Raw genomic sequence first — 26,349 nt, forward strand, 5'->3', positions numbered from 1 at the left:
CTTGGTGACCCTAGCGGCGGGCGCCGCCGGCGTCCGCTCACCGCCCGATCCGGACGGTGACCGCGACGGGGTAGTGGTCGGAGGCGTCGGACGCGGGCACGTCGTAGTCGGTGACGAGCACCCCGTCCGATCCGAAGACCCAGTCGGTGCTGGTGCCGTCGGACCTGGTCGGGTACTGCTCGCCGCCGATCGCGGTGTTGCGCAGGTCGGTGCCGTCGGTCATCGCGGTCAGCTCCGGGCTGCCCGGACCGGCGTTGAAGTCGCCGCCGATGATCGTGCGGGGCGCGCCGCCCCACGCCCGCAGCAGCGCCGCGATCTCCCGGGCCCGCTCACCGCCCCGGTCGTCGCCGCCTTCCAGGTGCGTCGACCACACGTCCATCGTGGTCTGGCCGACGCCGAGCCGCGCCCACACGTAGCCGCGGATCTGCGACCAGTCGCCCTTGGGCATCCGGCCCGTCCCGGAGCTGCGCACCGGGAGCGACGTCAGGATCGCGTTGCCGAACTGGCCGTCGGCGGCGGGCCCCCAGATCAGCTTCATGCCGAGGCGCCGCGACAGCCACACGGCGACGTCGGTGGTGCCGGACAGCAGCGACCCGCGCCCGGCCTCCTGCAGCAGGACGACCTGCGCGCGCTGCCCTTCGATGACGCGGGCGACGCCCTCGGGGTCGAGCCGCCCGGACTGGTTGACCGCGTCGTGGATGTTGTAGCTGAGCACCCGCACCTGGCCTCCGGCGGGTGCCGCCGGGGCCTCGCCGTCCGGCGCGGCCACGGTGAACACGAGGGTGCCGGCCAGCAGCACCAGCGCGGCGGCGCCGGCGGTGAGGGCCCGCAGCGGGGCGCGGGCCGGCAGCGGGCCGCCGCGCGCCGCGGCGATCGCCGCGAGCGCGCCGAGCAGGATGCCGGCGAGCCCGGGCAGCAGGTTGTTCGGAACCGGCAGCGGCGAGACCGCGCTGACCTGGTACGGGATGAGGATCGCGGCGACGAGCAGGCCGCCGAGCGCGGCGCCGGCGTCCACCCGCCAGACGGGCCCGCCGGTCCCGGCGCGGCGCAGCGGCGCGCGGCACGCCACGGCCAGCAGCCACGCCGACAGCACCTGCCCGACGATCACGATGGGGACGACCTCGATGCCGGAGAGCGCGTACGTCCCGGCGACGGCGCCCGCGCCGACGCCGAGGACCGTCCCGCCGAGCACGCACACGCCGCCCGGCACGGCCCGCACGGCGAGCCCGGAGGCGAGGAACGCCAGGGCCAGGCCCTGCCCGATGACGATCGCGACGTGCGCGCCGGTCAGCGACTGCCACCCCGACGAGGCCACGAACGCGGGGCTGGCGAGGACGAGGATCTGCAGCGCGAGGAACGGCCCGAACGCCGCGGCGCCGAGCGCGTCCCGCCAGGACACGCCGGGTGCGGAGACGGGCCCGGACGCCAGCTCGCGGTAGAGCGCGGCGGCGCCGACGCTGACGAACGCCAGGCAGGCCAACCAGGGGCCGATGCCGTCGCGCCACGCCGGGTCCCAGGTGGCGAAGCACATCCGCACGGCGCCGTCGATGGACAGGCCCGCGACGGTGGCGGTGGCGAACCCGACCCCCGACAGGCCGCGGGCGCCCTCGTACAGCGCCGCTACGGCGATCATGCCGACGGCGGTGCCGGCGAACGCGAGCGAGGTGCGCGGGTCGAGCGCCTGCGCGAGGAGCCGGACGGCGAACAGCCCCCCGACGCCGGCGAGCAGCAGCCCGCGCGGGCCGGCGAGGCGGCGGATCAGGGGGGCGGCGAACCCGGCGAGGTAGACCACGAGCACCGCGCCGGCGGCGGCCGCGGTCCCGGCCTCGTCGGCGAAGTGGTCGAGCTGCGGCAGCGAGAACCGCAGCGTCTGCGCGAGCACCGCGACGGTGACGGCGATCAGCGCGAGTCGGGCGGGGCCCTGCGGGACGATCGGGGGGCCGGCCGCGGCCGGGCCGCCGGTCCTGGTGCCTACGTCTGTGCTGGCCAATTGAACGACTGCTCCCGGGGGACGAGCGGACCTTCGGGACGTGCGGATGCTGCGAAGCGCCGCGGACCGGCGCATGCCTTCACGGTCATGGTGGCGCAACCGCAGCACGGCCGGAGGGCGATCTCGAAAGATCGTTCTCCGGCCGTGTTCTGGGTCTCACCGGCCGCCGCGCGGGCCGCCGAGGCGGCCGCGCGCGGACGGCGCGTCAGCTGGGCGTCACTGCCCGCCGGAGAGCTTCTCCCGCAGCGCGGCGAGCGCCTCGTCGGTGGCCAGGGCGCCACCGCCGGACTCGCTCTCGCCGCCGCCGGAGTAGGAGGTCTCAGCGCTGGCCGCGGGCTCGGCGGTGGCCTCCGCCTCGGCCTTGCGGGCCTCCTCGATCTGCTTGCGGTGGGCGTCGAAGCGCGTGCGGGCCTCGGCGTACTGCCGCTCCCAGGTCTCGCGCTGCTCGTCGAAGCCCTCCAGCCACTCGCCGGTGTCGGCGTCGAAGCCCTCGGGGTACTTGTAGTTGCCCTGGTCGTCGTACTCCGCCGGCATGCCGTACAGGGTCGGGTCGAAGTCCTCTTCCTCGATCCCCGCGGCGCCCTCGTTGGCCTGCTTGAGCGACAGGCTGATCCGGCGCCGGTCGAGGTCGATGTCGATGATCTTCACGAAGATCTCGTCGCCGACCTGGACGACCTGCTCGGGGATCTCCACGTGCCGCTCGGCCAGCTCGGAGATGTGCACCAGGCCCTCGATGCCCTCCTCGACGCGGACGAACGCGCCGAAGGGCACCAGCTTGGTGACCCGGCCCGGGACGACCTGCCCGATCTGGTGGGTGCGGGCGAACTGCTGCCACGGGTCTTCCTGGGTCGCCTTGAGCGACAGGGAGACGCGCTCGCGCTCCATGTCGACGTCCAGGACCTCGACCGTGACCTCCTGGCCGACCTCGACGACCTCGGAAGGGTGGTCGATGTGCTTCCAGGACAGCTCGGAGACGTGCACCAGACCGTCGACGCCGCCGAGGTCGACGAACGCGCCGAAGTTGACGATCGAGGACACGACGCCCTTGCGGACCTGGCCCTTCTGCAGGGTGTTGAGGAAGGTCTGGCGGACCTCGCTCTGCGTCTGCTCCAGCCAGGCGCGGCGGGACAGCACCACGTTGTTGCGGTTCTTGTCCAGCTCGATGATCTTGGCCTCGAGCTCGCGGCCGACGTAGGGTTGGAGGTCGCGGACCCGGCGCATCTCGACCAGCGAGGCGGGCAGGAAGCCGCGCAGCCCGATGTCGAGGATGAGACCGCCCTTGACGACCTCGATGACCGTGCCGGTGACGATGCCGTCCTCGTCCTTGATCTTCTCGATCGTGCCCCAGGCGCGCTCGTACTGGGCGCGCTTCTTGGACAGGATCAGCCGGCCCTCCTTGTCCTCCTTCTGGAGGACGAGGGCCTCGACGTGGTCTCCGGTGGAGACGACCTCGTTCGGGTCCACGTCGTGCTTGATGGACAGCTCGCGCGAGGGAATGACGCCCTCGGTCTTGTAGCCGATGTCGAGGAGGACCTCGTCACGATCGACCTTGACGACAGTGCCTTCGACAATATCGCCGTCGTTGAAGTACTTGATGGTCTCATCGATCGCCGCGAGGAAGGCTTCCTCGGACCCGATGTCGTTGACCGCTACCTGCGGGGTGGTCGAGGTGGCCTCGGTGCTGCTCGTCATGTGTCGGCTGGCTCCGGTACGGACATGGAAGTCGTGATGGGCATATGCGCGGAGGGCCGTTATCCGCCCTGCCGAAGACCGGAAGGGAACGCGACCAAAACCGTCGCGTCACTGAACCGAACCGATGTCGCCGACCTGACCGAGCGCGAGCCTGCTCCGTCCGAAGCGCGCGCAGGCCCACAGCGCAGCGATCAGGATATGGGACCGAACCCCCGTGGTCAATCCACCGGCGGCGCCCGCGATCAGTAGATCCGCGCGAAGCCCCGGTACCGCTTGGCGATCCGGTCTTCGGCCGCCTTCGGAAACGTCACGGTGTCCGGGTCGCCGTCAGATGTGTACCGCTCGTCGGGGTTCCTGTCCAGGTACTCCAGCCACGCCGTGGAGCAGTACTTGGTGCAGTCGTTCTCCTTGATCTTGCCCTCGGAGCGCACCCGGTCGATGTTCCACCGGTCGAAGTCGGCGTCGAACGGCGAGACCGACGGCCGCCACCCGGCCAGGAAGATCCCCTGGAAGGCGTACCGGCCGTCCTGCTTCTCGGCCCACGCCTTCTTCTTCGGGACGGCCCCGAACGGGTACGCGAACGTGGTCGTGTGCGCCCCGCCGAGCCGGACGATCCGGTCCTCCATGTCGCCGATCTCCTTGTGCACCTCCTTCTCGGACATGCCGGACAGGCTCGGGTGGGACACGGTGTGGTTGCCGAGCTCGAACCCGTGCTGCCGGAGCCAGCTCAGCCCGGCGGCCGCCCGCGTGTCGTCCATCCCGAACAGCTCCTTGTTCAGGTAGAACGTCGCGACCGGCCGGAACCCCGGGTTCTCCCGCGCGACCTGCTCGATGACCGCCACCGCCGTGTCCGGCGCCGGGTTGCCCTGCGGGTCCAGGCCGAAGTGCCCCGGAGTGCTGTCGTCGAACGTCAGCACCACGGGATGCCGGCCCGCCGGCACGTCGATCCGCCCGCTGACGAACTCGGCCGCCGTGATCGGGTGGTAGCCGTCCTTGGCGAGCCCGGTCAGCTCGTCGTACAGCTCCTTGCTCGACCGGTCCAGCGACAGCTCCGGCTTCTTCATGATCCGGTGGTACATCAGCACCGGGATCTGCCCCAGCTCGTTCGCCTTGGCCGCGACCGCCCCGGCCGCCGCCGCGGCAATGGGCGTGGACACCGTCACAGAAGGCGTCGCGCTCCCGGAAGCCCCCGGAAAAGGAGCGACTCCCGCCTTGGCAGCCCGCGCGGTGGGCGTCGCCTCGGACGCGGCTCCAGCCCGCTGCGCCACGTTCCCCCTGGAATGTTCCTTTCGTCCCCCGGGAAGCGTCAGCCCCAGAACCACGGCGCAGACGACCACAACTCCAGCGATCTTGTGAAGGAGAGGCACAGTACCCCCGCCGGTCGACCCGAACAGGACCAGGAGGACAGCGTACGACCCCCCGGACATCTACGGACACCCGCTGGCGTACCCGAATGATCTCCACGCACCACCCCGGGTCCGCCCCACATCAAGCCAAGTCCGAAAACCCCCGGTAAAACCCGCCCACCCCCGAAAAAGAACGCCCCACCGCGACCCGCGACTTCCCTCCGTCCAATGGCATCTGTACGTGAGCGGACATCGCTATAAGAACAAACAGACCAAAAGTCACAAATGCGAACAAATCGACTCGCCATACCGGCGGCAGTCGGCCACAGGAAGAGCCGAAGGAACACAGGGCTCCGGTCGGAGCCCGGCCCGCGAACCCGCCGGGCCGCACAGCGGCGCCGGTCCCCGGCGGGGGCCATCGGCGCCACGCGCACGAGGGCCGAGTCGACCCGCGCAGGCACGGGCGGGCCATCGGGCCGCCCTGCCCGGCCGGGCGCCGCCGCCACGGATCGAGGGTGAAGCGGCCGGTGGGACACGTTAGGTTAGGCTTCCCTCATCTGAAGATCCATATCGGGAGGAAGCGGTGCTGACCGGGCTCGACGGGCGCGGATGACCGCGGTCACGAAGAAGCCGCTCGCGCCCCGTCCCGGGTCCGGGGTCGCGGCTGCGCGGAGGCGGCGCGCCGCGGGGCTGGGCGTGCTCGTCGCGGTGCTCGCGGGCGCCTCAGCGGTGTCGCTGGCCGTCGGCGCGCGGGCGCTGAGCCCCGGCGAGGTCTGGGACGGGCTGTTCGCGGCACCGGACTCCGATCAGCGGCTCACCCAGATCAGGCTCATCGTGCAGACGGTGCGGGTGCCGAGGACGGTGCTCGCGATCGTGGCGGGCGCCGCGCTGGGGGTCGCCGGGGCGCTGATCCAGGGGTGCACGCGCAACCCGATCGCCGACACGGGCCTGCTGGGGGTGAACTCCGGCGCCTCGTTCGCCGTGGTGTCGGCGATCTCGATCTTCGGATTCGGCAGCCCTCTCCAGTACGTCTGGTTCGCGTTCCTCGGGGCGGCGACGGCCGGGGTCGTGGTGTTCGGCCTGGCGAGCATCGGGCGGGGCGCCGGCAACCCGCTGACGCTCGCCCTGGCCGGGCAGGGGGTCACGGTGTTCCTGGCGGCGATGACGACGGCGGTCGCCCTCTCGGACCGGCAGTCGCTGAACGCGCTGCGCTTCTGGAACGCGGGGTCGGTGGCCGGTGTGGGATTCCGCGTCATCTGGCCGGTGGCCGCGTGCGCCGCGGTCGGGCTCGTCCTGGCGCTGACCACGCTGCCCGCCCTCAACCTCCTCAGCCTGGGTGACGACGTCGCGCGGGCGGTGGGGGTGAACATCGCGCTGAGCCGCACGGTGGGCATCGTCGCCATCACCCTCCTGGCGGGCGCCGCGACCGCCGCGTGCGGCCCCATCGCGTTCCTCGGGCTCATGGTGGCCCACGTGGCGCGGCACCTGACCGGTCCGGACTACCGCTGGCTGGTTCCGTACGCGGGGCTGCTCGGCGCCGCCGTCCTCATGGTCTGCGACATCGCGGGCCGCCTGGTCGTGCGGCCGGGCGAGTTGGACGCGGGCATCGTCGTCGCGCTCCTCGGCGCCCCGTTCCTCGCGGCTCTGGTGTGGCGCGGAAAGCTCAGGAACGCATGAGCGGGACGGACCTCAAGCGGCCGGTGGCGCCGGGCGTGCGGCTCGGCCGGGTGTCGTTCGTGTGGCGGCCCTGGCTCGTCCTGGTCACGCTGCTGCTGGCGGCGGCGACCTTCCTGGTGTTCTGCCTGTCCATCGGCGCCGGCGACTTCCCCATCGGCCTGCCCCGGGTCATCGCCGCCCTCCTCGGCCGCGGCGAGCGGTTCGACACCTTCGTGATCATGGACCTGCGGCTGCCGCGCGCCCTGACCGGGCTCGTCGTGGGCGTCGCGCTCGGGATCTCGGGTGCGATCACTCAGTCCCTCGCGCGCAACCCGCTGGCCAGCCCGGACGTCCTGGGGATCACCCAGGGCGCCGGCGCGGTCGCGGTGCTGCTGCTGACGGTGTCGGGCGGGGCCACCGCGGCGGTCACCGGTTCGATCGGCGTACCCGCGGCGGCGCTCGCGGGGGGACTCGGCACCGGCCTGCTGGTGTACCTGCTGGCGTGGCGCCGCGGGATCGACGGCTTCCGGCTCATCCTCATCGGCGTCTCGGTGAGCGCGGTGATGCAGGCGGTCACGACCTGGCTGCTGGTCACGGCCGACATCACCGACGTGGCCCGCGCCCAGGTGTGGCTGGTCGGCTCGCTGGACGGCCGGTCGTGGAACCAGGCCTGGGCCGCGCTCGGCTGCGCACTCGCCCTCCTGGCCGTCGTGGCGGGCGCCGCGTTCCAGTTCAGGCCGATGCACTTCGGCGACGAGGTCGCCGCCGGGTTGGGCGTCAGGTACTCGCTGGTGCGGGCGGTCATGCTGCTTTGCGCGGTGCTGCTGGCGGGCGTGGCGGTGAGCGCGGCGGGCCCGGTCCCGTTCGTCGCGCTGGTGGCGCCGCAGGCGGCGATGCGGCTGGCGAGGTGCCCGACACCGCCGCTGGCGGCCTCCGGCCTGTTGGGGGCCTCCCTGCTGACCGGCGCTGACCTGGTGGCGCGCACCGCGCTGCCGGTGGCCTTGCCGGTCGGCGTGGTGACCGCCGCGATCGGCGGTCCCTTCCTCGTCTATCTGCTGGTGCGGGCGAACCTGAGGAGGGCGGCGTGACGACGCGGCGAAGAGAGGACGAAGTGGAACTTGCGGCCGCCCGGCGGACCGGGACCGAGGCCGACGACGGCGCGGCGCGGCTCGCCGCCAGGGGGGTCGCGGTCGGGTACGGCGGACGGGCGGTCATCGACGGACTCGACGTGGAGATCTCGCCCGGGGTGATCACCACGATCATCGGGCCCAACGGCTGCGGGAAGTCGACCCTGCTGCGGACCCTGGCGCGGCTGCTCAGGCCGGCCAGGGGCACGGTCGTGCTGGACGGCGCCGACATCGCGGGGCTCCGGACGAGGGACGTGGCCAGGAAGCTCGGCCTGCTGCCGCAGGCGCCGGTCGCGCCGGAGGGGCTGACGGTGGCCGACCTGGTCGCCAGGGGGCGCCACCCGCACCAGAGCTGGCTGCGGCAGTGGTCGTCGGACGACGCCGACGTCGTGGAGCGCGCGCTGGCCATGACCGGGGTGTCGGAGCTGGCCGATCGTCCGGTCGACACGCTGTCCGGCGGGCAGCGCCAGCGTGTCTGGATCTCGATGATCCTGGCGCAGGGCACCGACCTCCTGCTGCTGGACGAGCCGACCACGTATCTCGACCTGGCGTACGCGATCGACGTCCTGGACCTGGTGGACGACCTGCACGAGGCGGGGCGCACGGTGGTCATGGTGCTCCACGATCTCAACCTGGCCGTGCGCTACAGCGACGACCTCATCGTGATGCGGGCGGGGTCGATCCTCGCGCAGGGGCACCCGAGGGACGTGGTCACCGCCGAGCTGCTGGGCGAGGCGTTCGGGTTGCGCGCCGAGGTGATCGACGACCCGGTGGGGGACCGTCCGCTCATCGTTCCGATCGGGCGCGCCCACGTCCGACCGGGACGCGGCGGCCCGTGTGGACGGACAATGAGTTAGGTTAGCCTTCCCTTACCTATCTCACCCGCGGTCAGCCCCTTACCAGGCCGTAGCGGACAGCGCACAAGCGAGGATTCTGCATGACCCCCCAACGAACGACACTCACGAGATCCTGGCTGCGGTTGGCGGCGGCGGTGTCCGCCGCGATCCTCGGCGCCGGTCTCCTCGCGGGATGCGGTTCCGGCTCGGCCGACGAGCCGGGCGGCGACGCCCGGGCCGCGGGCGGCGTGTTCCCGGTCACCGTGGAGCACGCGTTCGGCTCCACGAAGATCACCAAGGCCCCCGAGCGGGTCGTCTCCGTCGGCTACACCGACGACCAGACCATCCTGGAACTCGGTGTCAGGCCGGTCGGCATGGTCGACCAGTACCCGAACCCGCCGGGCCGGACTCCCGACATCAACACCCAGTGGCCCTGGGTGAAGGACAAGTGGGGCGGCGCCCGTCCCGAGGTCGTCATGAACAACGGCGACTCAGGGCCGAACTTCGAGAAGATCGCCGCGCTGCGGCCGGACCTGATCATCGCGGTCTACTCGGAGATCGACAGGGCCGCCTACGACAAGCTCTCCAAGATCGCCCCGACGGTGGGCCGGACCAAGGCCGAGAGGGAGCCGTTCAGCGCGCCCTGGCAGGACAACGCGGTGCACATCGCCAAGGCCCTGGGCAAGGAGGCCGAGGGCAGGAAGAAGGTCGCGGACGTCCAGGCCAAGCTCGACGCCGCCCGCAAGGCTCACCCGGAGTTCGGGAGCCAGACCGCCGTCGTGCTGTCCTGGTACGAGAAGTCGGTCGCGCCCTTCACCACCACCGACGTGCGCGGGCGGTTGGTGTCCGGCATCGGCTTCAAGGGCGCCACCGAGATCGACGAGATCGCGGACGGCAAGTTCTTCACCGTGCTGTCCCCCGAGCGCATCGACCTCGTCGACGTGGACCGCCTCTTCGTCGTCAACGACAAGGCCGACCAGGAGGCGCTGAAGAAGTTCGAGCTGTTCGCCAACCTCTCCGCGGTCAAGGGCGGCAAGGTGTCGTACCTGCTGGACAGCGAGGGGCCGGCGATCGGCGCGGCCATGTCCCAGAGCACCCTGCCGTCCCTGCCGTACGCGATCGACGAGATCGTCGAGTCGGTCGGATAGGCGCGTGAGCGCCACCGGCACGCGCCTCGCCCCGGCCGCCCTGCACACGGCGACCGGGCGCGAGGCCGCCCGATGGGTCGCGGCGCGCTGCCGCGAGGCGCCGTGGACCACGGCCGCCGCCCTCCTCACCACGGTGGCCGGCGCGGCGTTCCAGGTCCTGCCCGTGCTCCTTCTCGGCCGCGTGGTCGACGGCGTCGCCGAGGGCGGACCGGAATCGACCCTGATCACGATCGGGGCGCTCATGGCGGCCGGCGCGCCGCTCGCCGCGGCGGCCTCCGCCGCTTCGACGTACCTGATCGGAAGGCTCGGCGCGGATCTGCTCGCGCGGCTGCGGGAGGGGGCCGTCCAGGCGGTGCTGGGCATGCCGAGCGCCCGGATCGAGCAGGTCGGCCGGGGCGACGTTCTCTCCAGGGTCGGCGACGATGTCGCCGTCCTGTCCAAGGGCGTCCGCACGGCCGTCCCCACGGTCTTCTCGGCGGGGGTCCTGGTCGCCATCGCCACTGCCGGGATGTTCGGCCTCGACTGGCGGCTCGGCCTGGCGGGCCTCGGCGCGCTACCCGCCTACGCGCTGGCCCTGCGCTGGTATCTGCCGAGGTCGGCCCCGCTCTACGCGCGGCAGCGGTCGGCCCAGGCCGACCGGGCGCAGGAGCTGATCAGCGGTCTGGACGGGATCGGCACCGTCCGGGCGTACCGCCTTGAGGACGCCTTCCAGGCGAAGGTCTCCCGCGAGTCGTGGCGGGTACGGGAGATCGGCATCGAGGTGTTCCGCCTGTTCGGCCGGTTCGTCGGCAGGGAGAACCGCGCCGAGTTCATCGGGCTCGTCCTGATCATCGCGGTGGGGTACGCCCTGCTGGAGGCCGACGCCGCCAGCCTGGGAGAGGTGGCGGCGGCCCCGCTGCTGTTCCACCGACTGTTCAACCCTCTGGGCGCCATCATGTTCACCTTCGACGAGGCCCAGAAGTCGGGCGCGAGCCTGACCCGGCTGGTCGGCGTTCTGGGAGAGGCAGCGGACGGCCGGCTGGTGTGCGACGCCGCCGCACCGGCGGACGCCGCGGCGTACCCGGTGACGGTCGAGGGGCTGACGTTCGGCTACCCCGGCACCGAGGGACCCGTCCTCCGGGACGTCGACCTGAGGATCCCCGCGGGCGGCTCGCTCGCGCTGGTGGGCGCGACCGGCGCGGGCAAGTCGACCCTGGCCGCGCTCGTCGCCGGCATCGGAACCCCGCAGGCCGGATCGGTCCGCATCGGCCCCACGGACCTCGCCGGCCTGGACGAGGCCGGGGCGCGCGCACTGGTGAGCATCCTGACGCAGGAGACGCACGTCTTCTCCGGCCCGCTCGCCGCCGACCTGCGGCTGGCCGCGCCGGAGGCGACCGACGCCGAACTGGTCGACGCGCTTCGCACGGTCGGCGCGGACGGATGGGTCGACGCGCTGCCCGACGGGCTGAACACCCCGGTCGGCGAGGGCGGCGAGCGCCTCGACGCCGCCCGCGTCACCCAGATCGCCCTGGCCCGCCTGGTGCTGAACCGGTCCCCCGTCGTGGTGCTGGACGAGTCGACCGCGGAGGCGGGCAGTCAGGGCGCCGCCGAGCTGGAGCGCGCCGTCCTCGCCGCGTGCCGGGGCCGCACGACGCTGCTCGTCGCCCACCGGCTGACCCAGGCGAGGATGGCCGACCGGATCGCCGTGCTGGACGGCGGCCGCGTCGCGGAGCAGGGCACGCACGAGGAACTGGTGGCCCACGGCGGCAGGTACGCGCGGCTGTGGCGAGCCTGGCGGACCGGGGGGTGAACCCGCGATGACGACCCCGGACAGCCGGGCGCCCCGCACGGGGGCCGGGATCCTCCGGAGCGCGCTGCGCCACAACGCCCGCGCCATGGCCTCGGGCACCGCCCTCATGGGCATGTACCAGGCGGGCGAGACCGCCTTCCCCATCGCGCTCGGCCTGATCGTCGAGCACGCGCTGCGGGACCGGAGCCTCGGCGCGCTCGGCCTGTCGATCGCCGCGCTCGCCGCGATCATCACGACCGTGTCGTTCTCGTGGCGGTTCGGGATGCGCGTCCTGCAGAAGGCCAACACGACCGAGGCGCACCGCTGGCGGGTGCGGGTCGCGGCGTGCGGGCTCCAGCCGGTGGCCAGGGACCTCGACATCAAGTCCGGCGAGGTGCTGACCATCGCCACCGAGGACGCCGACCAGACCGCCGACATCATCGAGGTGGTGCCGCTGCTGGTCAGCTCGCTCGCCGCGGTGCTGATCGCGGCGGCCGCGCTCGGCACCGCCAGCGTCCGGCTCGGCCTCCTGGTGATCGTGGGGACCGTCGGGATCCTGTCGGTCCTGAGCGCGATGTCCAAGCGGATCGGCTCGGGCACCCGCGAGCAGCAGGCCCGGGTGGCGCGAGCGGGCGCGAAGGTCGCCGACCTGATCGCCGGCCTGCGCCCGCTGCACGGCTTCGGCGGCAACCACGCGGCACTGCGCTCCTACCGCGGGCTCAGCGGGGAGGCGAGGGACCAGGCGATCGCCGTCGCCAGGGCGAACGGCGCCTACGCCGGCACCGCGGTGGCCCTCAACATGGCCCTGGCCACCGCCGTGACCCTGATGGCCGGCCGGCTCGCGTTCCAGGACCAGATCACCACCGGCGAACTCGTCATGGCGGTCGGCCTGGCGCAGTTCATCATGGAGCCGCTCAAGCTGTTCTCGGAGATGCCGAAGTACGTCATGGTCGCCCGCGCGTCCGCGGAGCGGATGGCCCTGGTCCTGGCCGCGCCGCCGGTGGCGACCCCCGGCTCGGACCGTCCCGCCCCGGACGGCGGCCTCGAGGTCGACTGCGTCCAGTACGGGTCCCTGCGGAAGCTGAGCTTCCACGTGCCCGCCGGCCGGTTCGTCGCCATCGCCGCCTACCGGCAGCACTCGGTGGCCGACCTGGTGTCGGTCCTGACCGGCGACGTCCCGCCGAGCGCGGTCGAGGGTGCGGTGCGGGTCGGCGGGCGGGACACGGCGCACCTGGCGGTCGACGCGCTCCGCGCGCACCTGCTGGTGAATCCCTCCCACGCGGAGGTCTTCGCGGGCACCCTCCGCACGAACATCGACCCGTCGGGCACCGGACGGATGGTCTCCGAGGCCGTCGAGGCGTCCATGCTGACCGACGTCGTCGCCCTGCACCGCGAAGGACTCGACCATCCCGTCCGCGACCGCGGCGCGAATCTCTCCGGCGGGCAACGCCAACGCCTGTCCCTGGCCCGGGCCCTGGCCGCCGACGCTCCCGTCCTGGTCCTGCACGACCCCACGACCGCCGTGGACGCCGTCACCGAACAACTCATCGCGCGCAACATCGCCGCACTGCGCCAGGGCCGCACCACGCTGGTGATCACCAGCAGCCCGGCCCTCCTGGACGCCGCCGACAAGGTCCTGGTCCTGGACGACGGCGTCATCACCACGGAAGGCACGCACCGCGACCTCCTCGCCACCGACGAGGACTACCGCCTGGCAGTAGCCCGCTGAGCCCGCAACGCCCCCAACCCGGCTGAAACCGCGCCACCCAGAGGTTCAAGCGAAGCGAGAACCCACCCCCCAGCGAGCCCCCAGGCGAGCAACGCACACCAAGCAGCACCCACTACGGCGACAACCTCAGCCCCAAAGCAACCCCGCGACAACCTGGGGGCCGCGATCGCGTCCGAAGGCAGTTTCAAGCGAAGCAAGAAACTGATCGCGCAGCGAGCCTCAAGGCGAGCCGGAGCGATGCCAGCGATCGCCCGCTTTTATCGACGATGGAGGGCCGCCAGGCCCGAAGGAGGAGAAAAAGCAATCCTAATGAGCAGCGTCCTGCCAGGTGCGGCCGGTGCCCATGGAGACGCTCAGGGGGGCGCGGAGTTCGTAGGCGTCGGCCATCTGGGCGCTGACGAGGGTTCTCAGGTCGTCGAGTTCGCCTGGGGCGACTTCGAAGACGAGTTCGTCGTGGACCTGGAGGAGCATCCGGGAGGTGAGGCCGGCGTCGCGGAGGGCGCGGTCGACGTTGAGGCTGGCGACCTTGATGATGTCGGCCGCCGAGCCCTGGATGGGGGCGTTGAGGGCCATCCGCTCGGCCATCTCGCGGCGCTGGCGGTTGTCGGAGTTGAGGTCGGGCAGGTAGCGGCGGCGGCCGAGGATGGTCTCGGTGTAGCCCTCCTGGCGGGCCTTGCCGACGATGTCGCGCAGGTAGTCGCGGACGCCGCCGAACTGCTCGAAGTACTCCTCCATGAGGCCGCGCGCCTCGTCGGGGGAGATCCGCAGCTGCTGGGAGAGGCCGTAGGCGGACAGGCCGTAGGCGAGGCCGTAGTTCATGGCCTTGATGCGGGCGCGCAGCTCGGAGTCGATCTGCTCGGGCGGCAGGCCGAAGACGCGGGAGGCGGTGATGGTGTGGAAGTCGGCGCCGGAGCCGAAGGCCTCCAGCAGCGCGTCGTCCTCCGACAGGTGCGCCATGATGCGCAGCTCGATCTGGGAGTAGTCGGCGGTGAGGAGGGACTCGTAGCCGTCGCCGACGACGAACGCCTCGCGGATCTGGCGGCCTTCGGCGGTGCGGATCGGGATGTTCTGCAGGTTGGGGTCGGTGGAGGAGAGCCGGCCGGTCGCGGCGATCATCTGGTTGAACGTGGTGTGGATGCGGCCGGCGTCGTCGGCCATGGGGATGAGGGAGTCGACGATGCTCTTGAGCTTGGCGACCTCCCGCCACCGCAGGATGTGCTCGAGGACGGGGTGGCCGTCCTTCTCCAGGAGGGTCGTGAGGGCCTCGGAGTCGGTGGTGTAGCCGGTCTTGGTGCGCTTGGTCTTGGGCAGGTTCAGCTCGTCGAACAGGACCTGCTGGACCTGCTTGGGCGAGCCGAGGTTGAAGTCGCGGCCGACGGCGGCGTGGGCCAGCTGCTCCTGTTCCTTGACCTGGCCGCCCAGGGACGCCGACAGGCCCGCCAGGTGGTCGGCGTCGACGGCGATGCCCGCGCGCTCCATGGCGGCCAGGACGCCGACCAGCGGCAGCTCGACCTCGCGCAGGAGGCGGGTGGCGCCGCGCTTGTCGAGGTCCTTGTCGAGGACGTCGGCGAGCTCGGTGACGGCGCGCGCGCGGACGGCGAGGGCTTCGGCGGCCTCTTCCTCGCCGGAGCCGTCCAGGGTCAGCTGGCCGGAGTCCTCGGTCTCGCTGCGCAGCTCGCGGTGCAGGTAGCGCAGGACGAGGTCGGCGAGGTCGAATGTGCGCTGGCCGGGGAGCGCGAGGTAGGCGGCGAGCGCGGTGTCGCTGGTGACGCCCTCCAGCCGCATGCCGCGCGCGGCGAGCGCCAGCATCGGGCCCTTGGCCTCGTGGATCGCCTTGGGGCGGGCGGGGTCGGCGAGGTAGGCGGCGAGGGCGCGCTCGTCGTCCTCGATCAGCTCGACCGGGTCGAGGTGGACGGCGGGGCCCTTGGCGGACGCCAGCGCCAGCGCGGTGATCTCACCGGTGCCGCGGCCCCAGGTGCCGGTGACGGCGACGCCGATCCGCTCGGCGGTGTTGGCGTCGAGCCAGGCGCCGAGCGCGCCGGGTTCGAGCGCCTCCACCTCGACGTCGAAGCCCTCCTCGGCCTCGGGCTCGGCCGCCGAGATCGTGGAGTACAGCCGCTCGCGCAGGACGCGGAACTGCAGCGAGTCGAACAGGGTGTGGATCTCCTCGCGGTCCCACTGGCCCATCGTCAGCTGCGGCGGCGCCAGCTCCAGGCCGACGTCGCAGTCGAGCTTGTTGATCTGCTGGTTGCGCAGCACGCCGGACAGGTGCTCGCGCAGGTTGTCGCCGGCCTTGCCCTTGATCTCGTCGACCCGGTTCACGAGGGTGTCGAGGTCGCCGTACTTGGTGAGCCACTTGGCGGCGGTCTTCGGGCCGACGCCGGGCACGCCGGGCAGGTTGTCGCTGCTCTCCCCCACGAGGGCGGCGAGCTCGCGGTACCGCTCGGGCGGGACGCCGTACTTGGCCTCGACGGCGGCCGGGTCCATCCGGGACAGCTCCGACACGCCGCGGACCGGGTAGAGGATCGTCACCGAGTCGTCGACCAGCTGGAACGCGTCGCGGTCGCCGGTGACGATGAGGGTCTGCATCCCGGCGCGGGTGGCCTGGACGGACAGCGTGGCGATGATGTCGTCCGCCTCGAATCCGGCGACCGACAGCCGCGGGATGCGCAGCGCGTCCAGCACCTCGAAGATCAGGCTGACCTGGCTGCGGAACTCGTCGGGCGTCTTCTGCCGGCCCGCCTTGTACTCCACGTACTGCTCGTGCCGGAACGTCGGCTCGGAACGGTCGAACGCCACCGCGATGTGGGACGGCCGCTCGTCGCGCAGGACGTTGATGAGCATCGAGGTGAAGCCGTACACGGCGTTGGTCGGCTGCCCGTCGGTCGTGGAGAAGTTCTCCACGGGCAACGCGAAGAACGCCCGGTAGGCCAGGGAGTGGCCGTCGAGCAGGAGGAGCCGGTCGCGCTTGTCAGGGGTCGTTGGTGAGGTCGCCACACCAGGACTCTAGTCTGCGCGTAAGACAGTTTTGTGGAGGCGTAAGTGACTGACACCGACGGCGCGAGCCCGGAGGACCTGGGTGCGAAGATCCTCGCGGGGGAGGGTTTCGGCGCGCACGGCGACCTGGCGAAGAACATGGGCGTCGAATACCTGGAGGCTTCGGCCGAGCGCGTCGTGGGGCGCATGCCGGTCAAGGGCAACACCCAGCCGTACGGGCTGCTGCACGGCGGCGCCTCCTGCGTCCTCGCCGAGTCCCTCGGCTCGGTCGGCTCGGCCCTGCACGCGGGCCCGGACCGCATCGCCGTCGGGATCGAGATCAGCGCCACCCACCACCGGTCCGCGACCGAGGGGTACGTCACGGGCGTGGCCACCCGCGCGCACGGGGGCCGCACCCTCGCCACCTACGACATCGTCATCACCGACGACCAGGACAGGCGGGTCTGCACCGCGCGGCTCACGTGCATGCTGCGCGAAGCCCCGCCCGGCCGCTGACACGGCGTGATCCGAACTTTCTTTGCGATGCGCGGCCCCGGGTCTGTAGCGTGGATCGGACCGGCCCGGGGTCACCGAGTAGACAACGTACGCGCCCGGGGAAGGTTCGTACGGCCCCAAAGGTGACCCCGGGTCAACGCATGTCCGGGGACGGTCGCCCGTCGACACCGGCATAGGTTCATCACCGGTTGCGGTTGCGTTGCGAAACGATCCCGCCCGTTCACCCGCCCCCGGCACCGGACGTACCTTCCGAGGCATGCGCCACGCTGACACGCGCACCCGCCGCCCGCGCACCCGGCGGCGAGCGGGCACCGCCCTCGCGAGCGCCGCCCTCGCGAGCACTGCGCTCGCCGCGGCACTCCCGCTCGCGGGATGCTCCGGCTCCGGGGACACCGCCCCGCTCCCCGACTACAAGATCCCCGCCGAGAGGGCCCGGGAGGGCGAGGCCGTCCCCGCGGGCAAGACCGGCAAGAGCGCCGACATGCGGTTCACCGTCGTCGGCTTCCGCGAGGCCATGACCGACGTCATGGGCACCCACGCCTCCATGAACGCCAAGGGCGCCTTCACCCGCGTGCGCGTCCTCGCCGTCAACACCGGGCGCGACATCCAGGTCTTCGACACCTGGCGGCAGCGGCTCGTCACGACCGACGGCGCGGCCCACTCCCCCGACGTCAACGCCACCATGATCAAACGGCAACCGGAGCGGTTCTCGGTCGGGGCGTCCATGCGCGTGGAGTTCGACCTCTGGTTCGACGTCCCCCGCGGCGCCAGGACCAGGGCCGTCCGCCTGTACGGCTCGCCGCCGGTCGGCGCCACGACCGACCCCGCCCCGGCCGAGATCAAGCTCCCCTGACGCCCGGAACGCGCAAGGCCCGCCCGACCCGGACGAACCGGGCCGAGCGGGCCTGACACGCTCGGACGCGCCGCTACTTCGCGGTCTCCTCGCCGGAGCCGCCCGCGGACCCCTCGGGCGCCGGAGCGGCGTCCTCAGGCGCCGAAGCGGCGCCGTCGCCCAGCTCTCCGCCCAGATAGGCGGCCCGGACCTCCGGGTCGTCCAGCAGCTCCGCCGCCGGGGCCGACTTGACCACCCGGCCCGTCTCCAGCACGTACGCCCGGTGCGCGATCTGCAGCGCCTGCTGCGCGTTCTGCTCCACCAGCAGCACCGTCGTACCGCGCCGGTTGATCTCCTGGATGATCGAGAAGATCTGCTGGACGAGCATGGGCGCCAGCCCCATCGACGGCTCGTCCAGCAGCAGCACCTTCGGCTTGGCCATCAGCGCCCGCCCGATCGCGAGCATCTGCTGCTCGCCGCCGGACATCGTGCCGCCCATCTGCTTGCGGCGCTCGGCCAGCCGCGGGAACAGCTCGAACGCCTCGGCCAGCTCCTTGGCGGGATCGTCCTTGCGGGCGTAGGCGCCCATCAGCAGGTTCTCCTCCACCGTCATGCCGGGGAAGATCCCCCGGCCCTCCGGCGCCTGCCCGATGCCGACCAGCACCCGCTTGTGCCCGGGCATCCTGCTGATGTCCTTGCCGTCGAACCGGATCGCTCCCGACGACAGCCCGCGCAGCCCCGACACGGTCTTCAGGGTCGTCGTCTTCCCGGCGCCGTTCGCGCCGATCAGCGTGACGATCTCCCCCTGGCCGACCTCCGCGGTGATGCCCTTCAGCGCCGCGATCTTCCCGTAGTGGACATGGATGTCACTGATCTCAAGAAGCATCGGCAGGAGCCCCCAGATACGCCTCGATGACCCGCGGGTCGTTCTGCACCTCGGCCGGCAGGCCGTCCGCGATCTTCTGGCCGAAGTCCAGCACCGCGACCCGGTCGCTGATGCCCATGACCAGGCTCATGTCGTGCTCGATCAGCAGCACCGTCACGCCGGTGTCCCGGATGTCGCGGATCAGCTGCTGCAGCGCCACCTTCTCCGCCGGGTTCATGCCCGCCGCGGGCTCGTCCAGCAGCAGCAGCCTCGGCTCGGTGGCCAGCGCCCGGGCGATCTCCAACCGCCGCTGGTCGCCGTACGGCAGGTTCTTCGCCGCCTCCCCGCCGCGGTGCGGGATCCCCACCAGCTCCAGCAGCTCCCGCGCCCGCTCGCGCCCGCGGCGCTCCTCGCGGTGATGCCACGGCAGCCCGAGCGCCGCCCCGACGAACCCCGTCCGGTGGTGCGCGTCCGCGCCCACCATGACGTTCTCCACCGCCGTCATGTTGTGGAACAGCCGCACGTTCTGGAACGTGCGCGCCACACCCAGCTTCGTCACGACGTAGCGCTTCTTGCCGTCGATGCGCTTCCCGCGGAACACCACCTGCCCCTCGGTCGGCCGGTAGACGCCGGTGGTCACGTTGAACACCGTCGTCTTCCCCGCCCCGTTCGGGCCGATCAGCGCGAAGATCTCGCCCTCGCGGATCGTGATGTCCACCTTGTTGAGCGCGACCACGCCACCGAACCGCATGACGACGTCCCGCAGCTCCAGGACGGGCGACGCGCCCTCCGCCTCGCTCACTTGCCCTCCTCCACGGCGGCCGCGCCGGACTGGCCCGGACCGGCCACCTCGGCGCCCATGCCGCCCATGCCGCCGGTGCCCTCGGCCAGCTCCGCCTTCCGCTGCCGCGACGGCCACAGGCCCTCCGGACGAAAGATCATCATCATGACGAGCGCGGCACCGAAGATCAGCATCCGGTAGTCGTGCAGGAACCGGAACCGCTCGGGCAGCCACGCCAGCACCGCCGCGCCCAGCATCACGCCCGGAAGGTTGCCCGAGCCGCCCAGCACCACCCCGGCCAGGATCAGCGCCGAGACCAGGAACTCGAAGTTCTGCGGGTTGATCGAGGTGATCTGACCGGCGAACACCACGCCGCCGCTGCCCCCGATCGCCGCGCCGATCGCGAACGCCGCCAGCTTGAACTTGAACGTCGGCACGCCCATCAGCTCCGCCGCGTCCTCGTCCTCCCGGATCGACGCCCACGCGCGGCCCACCCGCGACCGCTCCAGCCGCTTCACGAAGATGATCGCGACGATGATGAACAGCACCAGCAGGTAGTAGTACGGCCGCGCGTCCAGCAGCCCGTACTTCAGCGGCTGCACGCCCAGGATCTCGAACTCCGACAGCGACGGCGGGTGCGGGATCCCCTGCACGCCGCGCGGGCCGTTCACGTACGAGCTGTTGTTCGCCGTCCGCTTGACGATCTCACCGAAGCCGAGCGTCACGATCGCCAGGTAGTCGCCGCGCAGCCGCAGCGTCGGCGCGCCGAGGATGACCCCCGCGAGCGCCGAGAACCCGATCGCCAGCCCGAGCGACTCCCAGAAGTTCCACGAGTAGCGCGTCGCGAAGATGGCCATCGTGTAGCCGCCGACCGCGTAGAACGCCACGTACCCGAGGTCGAGGAGCCCGGCCATGCCGACCACCACGTTCAACCCGATCGCCAGCAGCACGTAGATCGCGATCTGGCTGCTCAGCATCGACGGCCAGTCGCTGCCGCTCGGCGCCATGAACGAGCCGACCGCCTCGCTCGGCAGCAGCAGCGCGCCGACGACCAGCAGCAGGTAGACCGCCCACCGCACCGCGCCGGGAGCCGACGCCCACCAGTCGCGCAGCGGGTCCAGGGAGAGCCTGTCGCGCGCCGAGCGGAGGCCGCCCGCGCCGCCGTTGCCGTTTCCGTTCTTCGTCAGGTTCATGCGCGCGCCTGCTGGAGGGACTCACCGAGGATGCCGGTGGGACGGAACATCAGGACCAAGATCAGCACGGAGAACGCGACCACGTCGCGCCACTGGGAACCGAAGAAGCTCGAACCGTACATCTCCAGCAACCCGAGGGTGAACCCGCCGACCAGGGCGCCCCGGATGTTGCCGATGCCGCCGAGCACCGCCGCCGTGAACGCCTTGATGCCGAGCAGGAAGCCGACGAAGTAGTTCGTGCTCTCGAAGCGCACGAAGTACAGCGCCGCGGCCACGCCGGCCATCACCCCGCCGACCATGAACGTGACCTGCACGACCCGGTCGATGTTCACGCCCATCAGCACGGCCGTCTCCGGGTCCTGCGCCGTCGAGCGGATGCCCCGGCCGAGCTTCGTGCGGTTCACGAACTGGTCCAGCGCGACCATCATGAGCACCGCGCCCAGGAAAACGATCAACTGGTCGTTGCGGATGAGGATCGGCCCGACGTCCACGACGTCCGACAGCTTCTTGAAGTGCTCGTTGACGTCGAGCTTGCCGCCCTCCTTCGACGTGCCGAACACCCGGTGGATGAGCACCGTCCCCATCAGCTGCTGGATGAAGATCGACGCGCCGATCGCCGAGATCAGCGCCGCCAGTCTCGACGCCCCCCGTTTGCGCAGCGGCCGGTAGGCCGCCACCTCCAGCAGCATCGCGCCGCCGCCCGCGACCGCGCCGCCGACGACGGCCATGAGCGCCACCACGCCGATCAGCGCGACGCCGCCCACCGCGGACACGTCCAGGAACCGCACCGTCCACAGCGCCGCGAACGTGCCGACCATGAAGATGTCGGCATGCGCGAAGTTGATCAGCCGGAGCACGCCGTAGACCATCGTGTAGCCCAGCGCCAGCAGCGCGTAGATCGCGCCCAGCGCCAGCCCGTCGACGGTCGACGGCCAGAATTGATTGATGAAGTCGTCGAGCACCTTCGGTCGCCTTCGTCAAAAGGAGCGGGAGCGCTGTAGCGCTCCCGCTCCCGCGCCATCAGGGGCCCCCGGGACGGGGGCGGTCGGTCCGGGGCGTGGTGACGCCTACGAGACCTTCGCTTCGTTGCTGTTGCCGAGCAGCGGCAGCTTGTTGTCCTTCACCTCGTAGATGAAGATGTCCTTGGCCGCCAGCTCACCGTTCTCGGCGAACTTGATCTGCTTCCCGACGCCCTGGATGTCCTCGGTCTTCAGGAAGCCGTTGATGTCCTCCGGCTCGGTCTTGCCGGCCTTGACCGCCTCGATGAACGCCGTCGCCGCGTCGAAGCCCTCGGTCGAGTAGATGGCGACCTCGGAGTTGAACTTGGCCTTGTAGTCGTCGGCGAACTTCTTGGCCTTCGGGTTCGTCTTGCCCTCGGCGTCGATCAGGCAGCCGCAGCTCAGCAGCGCGCCCTGCGCGTTCTCCTGGCCGGCGCCCTCGATCAGACCGGTCGCCAGCGAGCCGTCGCCGGACATCATCTTGCCCTTGTAGCCGGCCTCGCGCAGCTGCTTGAACAGCCGCCCCGCCACGGCGTAGTAGCCACCGAAGTAGACCGCGTCCGGCTTGAACTGGTTGATCTTGTTGACGGTCGAGGAGTAGTCCGTCGCCTTGTCGTCGACCGCGTCGCTCTGGGTCTGCACGCCCTTGGCGCCGGCGGCCTTGCCGATGGCGTCGGCGAGCCCCTTGCCGTAGTCCTGGTTGTCCGACACCGTGAAGAGCTTCTTCGCCTTCACCGAGGTCACCAGGAAGTTCGCGGCGCCGTCGCTCTGCACGGCGTCGTCGGCCACCACCCGGTGCCAGAACTTCCAGCCCTTCTCGCCGAGCGTGATGTTGGTCGCCGACGGCGACACGCTCGGGACCTTGGCCTCTTCGAGGATCGGCGCGACGCTCTGCGACTCACCGGAGAACGCCGGGCCGATGAGGCCGGCGATCTTGTCGTTCTTGATCGCACCCTGCGCCAGCGTCGTCGCCTGCTCCGGCTTGCCCTGGCTGTCGTAGGTCTTGAACTTGATCTTGACCTTCGGGTTCGTGGCGTTGTACTGCTCGATGGCCAGCTGCGCGCCCTGCTTGGGCGGGATCACCAGGCCCGAGTTCTCACCGGTCAGGTCACCCATGAACCCGATCGTGACCTCGTTGCCACTGCCGGAGTCGCTATCGCCGTCACCACACGCCACGGCGCTGAGCGCGAGCGCCGCGCTCACCGCAACCGCGCCGGTGATCCTCATCATGTTGCGCCGCAAGGTGCCCAACCTTTCCATCCGGATCCGGGAGGGGATCGGGTACGAGTGAAGCCCCGACGCCGACGCCTCGAAAGGAGGAAACCGGTCAGTCGGGGACCAGGTATGTCGTACACCGTCGACCCACCCCAGAACAGGACCCCCGGATCGAAGGGTTACTCGTTCGTTACTCCCCTGTGCCCATCCGATACCGGGCGTTGCCTGGGACGATTACGAAACGTGACGTCAACGGCCCGGTCCGGCACCTGGGCTTTGGACCTTGACAACCGGGGTTCGAACCACGCCGAGGAGTCAGCCCGCGGCGGACTCGTCCCCGCCTCCGGAGGCACCCGCCACGACGGCCTCGGCGACGGCCCGCATCGTGAGCCGCCGGTCCATCGAGGTCTTCTGGATCCACCGGAACGCCTCGGGCTCGGACCACCCGTGGGCCTGCTGCAGCAGCCCCTTGGCCCGGTCGACCACCTTGCGCGTCTCCAGCCGGTCCTGCAGCCCCGCGACCTCGGCCTCCAGCGCGCGCAGCTCGGTGTACCGGCTCACCGCCATCTCGATCGCCGGCATGAGGTCGGTCTTGGAGAACGGCTTGACGAGGTAGGCCATCGCGCCCGCGTCGGTCGCCCGCTGGACGAGCTCGCGCTGCGAGAACGCGGTGAGGATCACCACCGGCGCGATCCGCTCCGCGGAGATCCGCTCGGCCGCCGAGATGCCGTCCAGCACGGGCATCTTCACGTCAAGAATCACGAGGTCGGGCTTCAGCTCCCCGGCCAGCCGGACGGCCGTCTCACCGTCCCCGGCCTCCCCGACCACCTCGTAGCCGTCCTCCTGAAGCATCTCCTTCAGGTCCAGCCTGATCAGGGCCTCGTCTTCCGCGATCACAACCCGCCGAGCGCTCTCCACGCCCACGACCCTACCGAAACCCGCTACCCTGGTCCCCGTCGCCCCGCCTCTTGCAGGGCGATACGGACACCAGGGGACATGTCCGGATAAATATGCCGGGATGGCGAAATAGGCAGACGCGAATCCCTCAAAAGGATTTGTCCGAAAGGGCGTGCGGGTTCGAGTCCCGCTCCCGGCACTTCAGCCAGGCGCTTACCTTCACCTTCTCCACTCCCCGCCGCCGGTTCGCCATAGCGAGACGGCGGCTCTCTTGCAGGCGCGCAGCATCGTGCGCATGAATGACATCGCCGCGCGCTACTTCCGTTTCAGGACAGCTTCAGGATCAGCAATAGCGCCGCCCAGGCATGTCACGGAGAGTGATCAGGCAAGGACTGTCAGTGGCGTCCGCAAGACTACGAGCATGTACGATCCGCGACAGCGCCCGCTGGCGTTACGCCTGTTGGCGGCGGGGTTCACGATTGCTGAAGTCCACCGACAGACCGGCATCCCCACGTCCACATTGGGCAACTGGAAGAAGCACCCCGAAAAGGCCGCGAGCCGCACTCCCCCGTTATGTCCACGTTGTCACGATCGGGCAGTCGATCCCGCAGCCTATTCCTACCTTCTCGGTCTGTACCTCGGCGACGGACATCTCGCCCGGCAGCGCAATGGCGTCTACCGCCTGGAGATCGCCTGTTCCGACGCCTGGCCGGGCCTGATCGATTCCGCCGCCGAGGCGGTGGGCGCGGTCCTTTCGTCCCGGGTCGGACGCCGCCGGAAACCCGGCTGCACAATGGTGGGGTCGTACTCCACTCACTGGCCCTGCCTGTTCCCCCAACACGGGCCGGGGATGAAGCACACGCGAAAGATCGAGTTGGCGGGGTGGCAGCGGGAGATCGTCGACGAGCGCACCGAGGAGTTCGTCCGCGGGCTGATCCACTCGGACGGGTGCCGGGTCGCGAACCGCGTGCGCAAGCGCCTCGGAAACGGGGACCGCTGGTACGAGTACCCCCGTTACAACTTCGCGAATGTGTCGCTGGACATCCAGGGGTTGTTCACCGGTGCGCTGGATCGGCTCGGGATCGCGTGGACGCAGATGAACGGGAAGAACATCTCGGTCGCGAAGAAGGAGGCGGTGGCGCGGCTGGACGAGTTCGTCGGGCCGAAGTACTGAGGGGCGGCGGGCTTCCGGAGCGTCGTGGAAATGAGACCGGGCGGTGATTGGTGCGCTACGCGCAAGACCTGCGGGTTCTGCGACCGGCTCGGTGCCGGGATAGTGCGGAGGAGGAGGCCGGGCACCGCGCGGGGTGCGGGTCGCGCGGTGCCCGGCAGGGTGGTTGGTCAGTGGGGGATGGCGATGGCGTCGCCGAGGCTGTGCACGCGCAGGGCGTTCGTCGAGCCGGCGGTGCCGGGGGGCGAGCCGGCGACGACGACGACCTTGTCGCCCTTCTGGAACCGGCCGAGTTCGAGGAGGGCCTGCTCGACCTGGCGGACCATGGTGTCGGTGTGGTCGACCTGGGGGACGATGAAGGTCTCGACGCCCCAGACGTGGGCGAGCCTGCCGCGGACGGCGGGCACGGAGGTGAAGGCGAGCAGCGGGATCGGCGAGCGGTAGCGGGACAGGCGCCGGGCGGTCTCGCCGGACATGGTGAAGGCGGCGAGGGCCTCGGCCCCGACGATCGCGCCGACCTCGGCGGCGGCGCGGGCGATGGCGCCGCCGACGGTCTCGGGCATCCGCTCCAGGGTGTGGGTGGCCTGGAGGGAGGCCTGCTCGGCGGTCTGCACGATCCGGCTCATCGTGAGGACGGACTCGATGGGGTACTGGCCGACGCTGGTCTCGCCGGAGAGCATGACGGCGTCGGCGCCCTCGAAGACGGCGTTGGCGACGTCGGAGGTCTCGGCGCGGGTGGGGCGGGGCGCGGAGATCATGGATTCGAGCATCTGGGTGGCGACGATGACCGGGCGGGCCTTCTCGCGGCACAGCTCGATGGCGCGCTTCTGGACGATCGGCACCTGTTCGAGGGGCATCTCGACGCCGAGGTCGCCGCGGGCCACCATGATGCCGTCGAAGGCGGCGACGATCTCGGGGAGCCGCTCGACGGCCTGCGGCTTCTCGATCTTGCCGATGAGGGGGACGCGGACGCCCTCCTCCTCCATGATCTGGTAGCAGATGTCGGCGTCGGCGGGGGTGCGGACGAAGGACAGGGCGACGAGGTCGACGCCGAGGCGCAGGGCCCAGCGCAGGTCGTGCTCGTCCTTCTCGGTGAGGGCGGGGACGCTGACCGGGACGCCGGGCAGGTTGAGCCCCTTGTTGTCGGACACCATGCCGCCGACGGTGACCGCGGTGTGGACGCGGGGGCCCTCGACGGAGGTGACCTTGAGGGCGACGCGGCCGTCGTCGATGAGGACGGTGTCGCCGGGGCCGACGTCGCCCGGCAGCCCCTTGTAGGTGGTGGACACCTCGCGGCGGGTGCCGGGGACGTCGTCGGTGGTGATGGTGAACTCGTCGCCGAGGGTGAGCCGTACGGGGCCGTCGGGGAAGCGCCCGATGCGGATCTTGGGGCCCTGCAGGTCCGCCAGGATGCCGACGCCGCGTCCGGTGGCGTCGGCGGCGGCGCGGATCCGGTGGTAGACCTCCTCGTGGACGGCATGTTCGCCGTGGCTCATGTTGAGCCGGGCGACGTCGACGCCGGCTTCGACGAGGGCGTGGATCTGCTCGCTGCTGGAGCAGGCCGGCCCGATGGTGCTGACGATCTTCGCTCGACGGGTCACGTGCACAACCGT

21 protein-coding genes and 1 tRNA gene are annotated in these 26,349 nt (G+C 71.2%); 11 read left to right on the forward strand and 11 right to left on the reverse strand.

What is annotated here, in order from left to right; genetic code table 11:
* Positions 1–37: 37 nt before the first annotated feature.
* From CHC11_RS14445 to CHC11_RS14455, 3 genes are all read right to left on the reverse strand, one after another.
* Entirely contained in the window at positions 38–1,990 is a 1,953-nt protein-coding gene (locus CHC11_RS14445; RefSeq protein ID WP_089312235.1) for an endonuclease/exonuclease/phosphatase family protein, read from the reverse strand.
* Positions 1,991–2,206: 216 nt separating this feature from the next.
* Positions 2,207–3,682, reverse strand: a complete 1,476-nt coding sequence (rpsA, locus tag CHC11_RS14450; protein WP_089312236.1) for a 30S ribosomal protein S1 — start codon at positions 3,680–3,682, stop codon at positions 2,207–2,209.
* 242 nt (positions 3,683–3,924) lie between these two features.
* On the reverse strand, positions 3,925–4,839 hold the full coding sequence (locus tag CHC11_RS14455; protein ID WP_245919214.1) for a polysaccharide deacetylase family protein: 915 nt from the start codon (positions 4,837–4,839) through the stop codon (positions 3,925–3,927).
* A 798-nt stretch (positions 4,840–5,637) separates the two neighbouring features.
* On the opposite strand from CHC11_RS14455, the gene CHC11_RS14460 reads away from it, so the two are divergent.
* From CHC11_RS14460 to CHC11_RS14485, 6 genes are all read left to right on the forward strand, one after another.
* A complete protein-coding gene (locus tag CHC11_RS14460; RefSeq protein WP_089312237.1) occupies positions 5,638–6,705 on the forward strand; it encodes a FecCD family ABC transporter permease in 1,068 nt (355 codons plus the stop codon).
* Entirely contained in the window at positions 6,702–7,772 is a 1,071-nt protein-coding gene (locus CHC11_RS14465; RefSeq protein WP_089312238.1) for a FecCD family ABC transporter permease, read from the forward strand. The genes CHC11_RS14460 and CHC11_RS14465 overlap by 4 nt, the downstream gene beginning before the upstream one ends.
* Positions 7,769–8,668 carry an ABC transporter ATP-binding protein gene (locus CHC11_RS14470; protein WP_281258319.1) on the forward strand — a complete coding sequence of 300 codons (900 nt, stop codon included), beginning with the start codon at positions 7,769–7,771 and terminating at the stop codon, positions 8,666–8,668. The genes CHC11_RS14465 and CHC11_RS14470 overlap by 4 nt, the downstream gene beginning before the upstream one ends.
* A gap of 80 nt (positions 8,669–8,748) precedes the next feature.
* Positions 8,749–9,795, forward strand: coding sequence for an iron-siderophore ABC transporter substrate-binding protein (locus tag CHC11_RS14475; protein ID WP_089312240.1), 1,047 nt, complete (start codon positions 8,749–8,751; stop codon positions 9,793–9,795).
* 4 nt (positions 9,796–9,799) lie between these two features.
* Positions 9,800–11,584 carry an ABC transporter ATP-binding protein gene (locus CHC11_RS14480; protein WP_089312241.1) on the forward strand — a complete coding sequence of 595 codons (1,785 nt, stop codon included), beginning with the start codon at positions 9,800–9,802 and terminating at the stop codon, positions 11,582–11,584.
* A gap of 7 nt (positions 11,585–11,591) precedes the next feature.
* Entirely contained in the window at positions 11,592–13,292 is a 1,701-nt protein-coding gene (locus tag CHC11_RS14485; protein WP_089312242.1) for an ABC transporter ATP-binding protein, read from the forward strand.
* Between the two features lie 306 nt (positions 13,293–13,598).
* Here CHC11_RS14485 and polA read toward each other — a convergent pair whose 3' ends face one another.
* Positions 13,599–16,289: a DNA polymerase I gene (polA, locus tag CHC11_RS14490; RefSeq protein ID WP_089312243.1), complete on the reverse strand. Its 2,691-nt coding sequence runs from the start codon at positions 16,287–16,289 to the stop codon at positions 13,599–13,601.
* Between the two features lie 138 nt (positions 16,290–16,427).
* On the opposite strand from polA, the gene CHC11_RS14495 reads away from it, so the two are divergent.
* Entirely contained in the window at positions 16,428–16,784 is a 357-nt protein-coding gene (locus CHC11_RS14495) for a PaaI family thioesterase (protein ID WP_245919287.1), read from the forward strand.
* 256 nt (positions 16,785–17,040) lie between these two features.
* Positions 17,041–17,637 (forward strand): DUF4352 domain-containing protein, encoded by a 597-nt coding sequence (locus CHC11_RS14500; RefSeq protein WP_089312244.1) that lies wholly within the window; start codon positions 17,041–17,043, stop codon positions 17,635–17,637.
* Positions 17,638–17,710: 73 nt separating this feature from the next.
* On the opposite strand, the gene CHC11_RS14505 is transcribed toward CHC11_RS14500, so the two are convergent.
* The 5 genes from CHC11_RS14505 to CHC11_RS14525 all read right to left on the reverse strand — a co-directional run bounded on the left by CHC11_RS14505 (position 17,711) and on the right by CHC11_RS14525 (position 22,569).
* Positions 17,711–18,502, reverse strand: a complete 792-nt coding sequence (locus CHC11_RS14505) for an ABC transporter ATP-binding protein (RefSeq protein WP_089312245.1) — start codon at positions 18,500–18,502, stop codon at positions 17,711–17,713.
* A complete protein-coding gene (locus CHC11_RS14510; protein ID WP_089312581.1) occupies positions 18,492–19,232 on the reverse strand; it encodes an ABC transporter ATP-binding protein in 741 nt (246 codons plus the stop codon). The genes CHC11_RS14505 and CHC11_RS14510 overlap by 11 nt, the downstream gene beginning before the upstream one ends.
* Before the next feature lie 47 nt (positions 19,233–19,279).
* Positions 19,280–20,455 carry a branched-chain amino acid ABC transporter permease gene (locus CHC11_RS14515; RefSeq protein ID WP_089312246.1) on the reverse strand — a complete coding sequence of 392 codons (1,176 nt, stop codon included), beginning with the start codon at positions 20,453–20,455 and terminating at the stop codon, positions 19,280–19,282.
* Positions 20,452–21,417 carry a branched-chain amino acid ABC transporter permease gene (locus tag CHC11_RS14520; RefSeq protein ID WP_089312247.1) on the reverse strand — a complete coding sequence of 322 codons (966 nt, stop codon included), beginning with the start codon at positions 21,415–21,417 and terminating at the stop codon, positions 20,452–20,454. The genes CHC11_RS14515 and CHC11_RS14520 overlap by 4 nt, the downstream gene beginning before the upstream one ends.
* A 105-nt stretch (positions 21,418–21,522) precedes the next feature.
* Positions 21,523–22,569 carry a branched-chain amino acid ABC transporter substrate-binding protein gene (locus CHC11_RS14525; protein WP_245919215.1) on the reverse strand — a complete coding sequence of 349 codons (1,047 nt, stop codon included), beginning with the start codon at positions 22,567–22,569 and terminating at the stop codon, positions 21,523–21,525.
* Here CHC11_RS14525 and CHC11_RS42650 point away from each other — a divergent pair.
* Positions 22,568–22,744 carry a hypothetical protein gene (locus CHC11_RS42650; RefSeq protein ID WP_229809917.1) on the forward strand — a complete coding sequence of 59 codons (177 nt, stop codon included), beginning with the start codon at positions 22,568–22,570 and terminating at the stop codon, positions 22,742–22,744. The two genes, CHC11_RS14525 and CHC11_RS42650, sit on opposite strands and share 2 nt — an antisense overlap.
* 239 nt (positions 22,745–22,983) lie before the next feature.
* Here CHC11_RS42650 and CHC11_RS14530 read toward each other — a convergent pair whose 3' ends face one another.
* Complete coding sequence (locus CHC11_RS14530; protein WP_281258320.1) at positions 22,984–23,586, reverse strand: ANTAR domain-containing response regulator; 603 nt, start codon at positions 23,584–23,586, stop codon at positions 22,984–22,986.
* A gap of 94 nt (positions 23,587–23,680) precedes the next feature.
* Between CHC11_RS14530 and CHC11_RS14535 the strand changes: the two genes are divergently transcribed.
* Positions 23,681–23,764, forward strand: a tRNA-Leu gene (locus CHC11_RS14535).
* Between the two features lie 222 nt (positions 23,765–23,986).
* Entirely contained in the window at positions 23,987–24,739 is a 753-nt protein-coding gene (locus CHC11_RS14540) for a helix-turn-helix domain-containing protein (RefSeq protein ID WP_089312249.1), read from the forward strand.
* A gap of 167 nt (positions 24,740–24,906) precedes the next feature.
* Here the strand turns inward: CHC11_RS14540 and pyk are convergent, their stop codons facing one another.
* Positions 24,907–26,337, reverse strand: coding sequence for a pyruvate kinase (gene pyk / locus CHC11_RS14545; protein WP_089312583.1), 1,431 nt, complete (start codon positions 26,335–26,337; stop codon positions 24,907–24,909).
* Positions 26,338–26,349 lie beyond the last annotated feature (12 nt).

The organism is Actinomadura mexicana (assembly GCF_900188105.1).
GTDB lineage: Bacteria > Actinomycetota > Actinomycetes > Streptosporangiales > Streptosporangiaceae > Spirillospora > Spirillospora mexicana.

What these genes read in the sequence shown, in the direction of transcription:
- rpsA (WP_089312236.1), bottom strand. Translation starts at nt 3,682, where the DNA reads ATGACGAGCAGCACCGAGGCCACCTCGACCACCCCGCAGGTAGCGGTC.
- CHC11_RS14460 (WP_089312237.1), top strand. Translation starts at nt 5,638, where the DNA reads ATGACCGCGGTCACGAAGAAGCCGCTCGCGCCCCGTCCCGGGTCCGGG.
- CHC11_RS14465 (WP_089312238.1), top strand. Translation starts at nt 6,702, where the DNA reads ATGAGCGGGACGGACCTCAAGCGGCCGGTGGCGCCGGGCGTGCGGCTC.
- CHC11_RS14475 (WP_089312240.1), top strand. Translation starts at nt 8,749, where the DNA reads ATGACCCCCCAACGAACGACACTCACGAGATCCTGGCTGCGGTTGGCG.
- CHC11_RS14485 (WP_089312242.1), top strand. Translation starts at nt 11,592, where the DNA reads ATGACGACCCCGGACAGCCGGGCGCCCCGCACGGGGGCCGGGATCCTC.
- CHC11_RS14495 (WP_245919287.1), top strand. Translation starts at nt 16,428, where the DNA reads ATGGGCGTCGAATACCTGGAGGCTTCGGCCGAGCGCGTCGTGGGGCGC.
- CHC11_RS14500 (WP_089312244.1), top strand. Translation starts at nt 17,041, where the DNA reads ATGCGCCACGCTGACACGCGCACCCGCCGCCCGCGCACCCGGCGGCGA.
- CHC11_RS14505 (WP_089312245.1), bottom strand. Translation starts at nt 18,502, where the DNA reads ATGCTTCTTGAGATCAGTGACATCCATGTCCACTACGGGAAGATCGCG.
- CHC11_RS14510 (WP_089312581.1), bottom strand. Translation starts at nt 19,232, where the DNA reads ATGCGGTTCGGTGGCGTGGTCGCGCTCAACAAGGTGGACATCACGATC.
- CHC11_RS14515 (WP_089312246.1), bottom strand. Translation starts at nt 20,455, where the DNA reads ATGAACCTGACGAAGAACGGAAACGGCAACGGCGGCGCGGGCGGCCTC.
- CHC11_RS42650 (WP_229809917.1), top strand. Translation starts at nt 22,568, where the DNA reads ATGAACCCGATCGTGACCTCGTTGCCACTGCCGGAGTCGCTATCGCCG.
- CHC11_RS14525 (WP_245919215.1), bottom strand. Translation starts at nt 22,569, where the DNA reads ATGGGTGACCTGACCGGTGAGAACTCGGGCCTGGTGATCCCGCCCAAG.
- CHC11_RS14540 (WP_089312249.1), top strand. Translation starts at nt 23,987, where the DNA reads ATGTACGATCCGCGACAGCGCCCGCTGGCGTTACGCCTGTTGGCGGCG.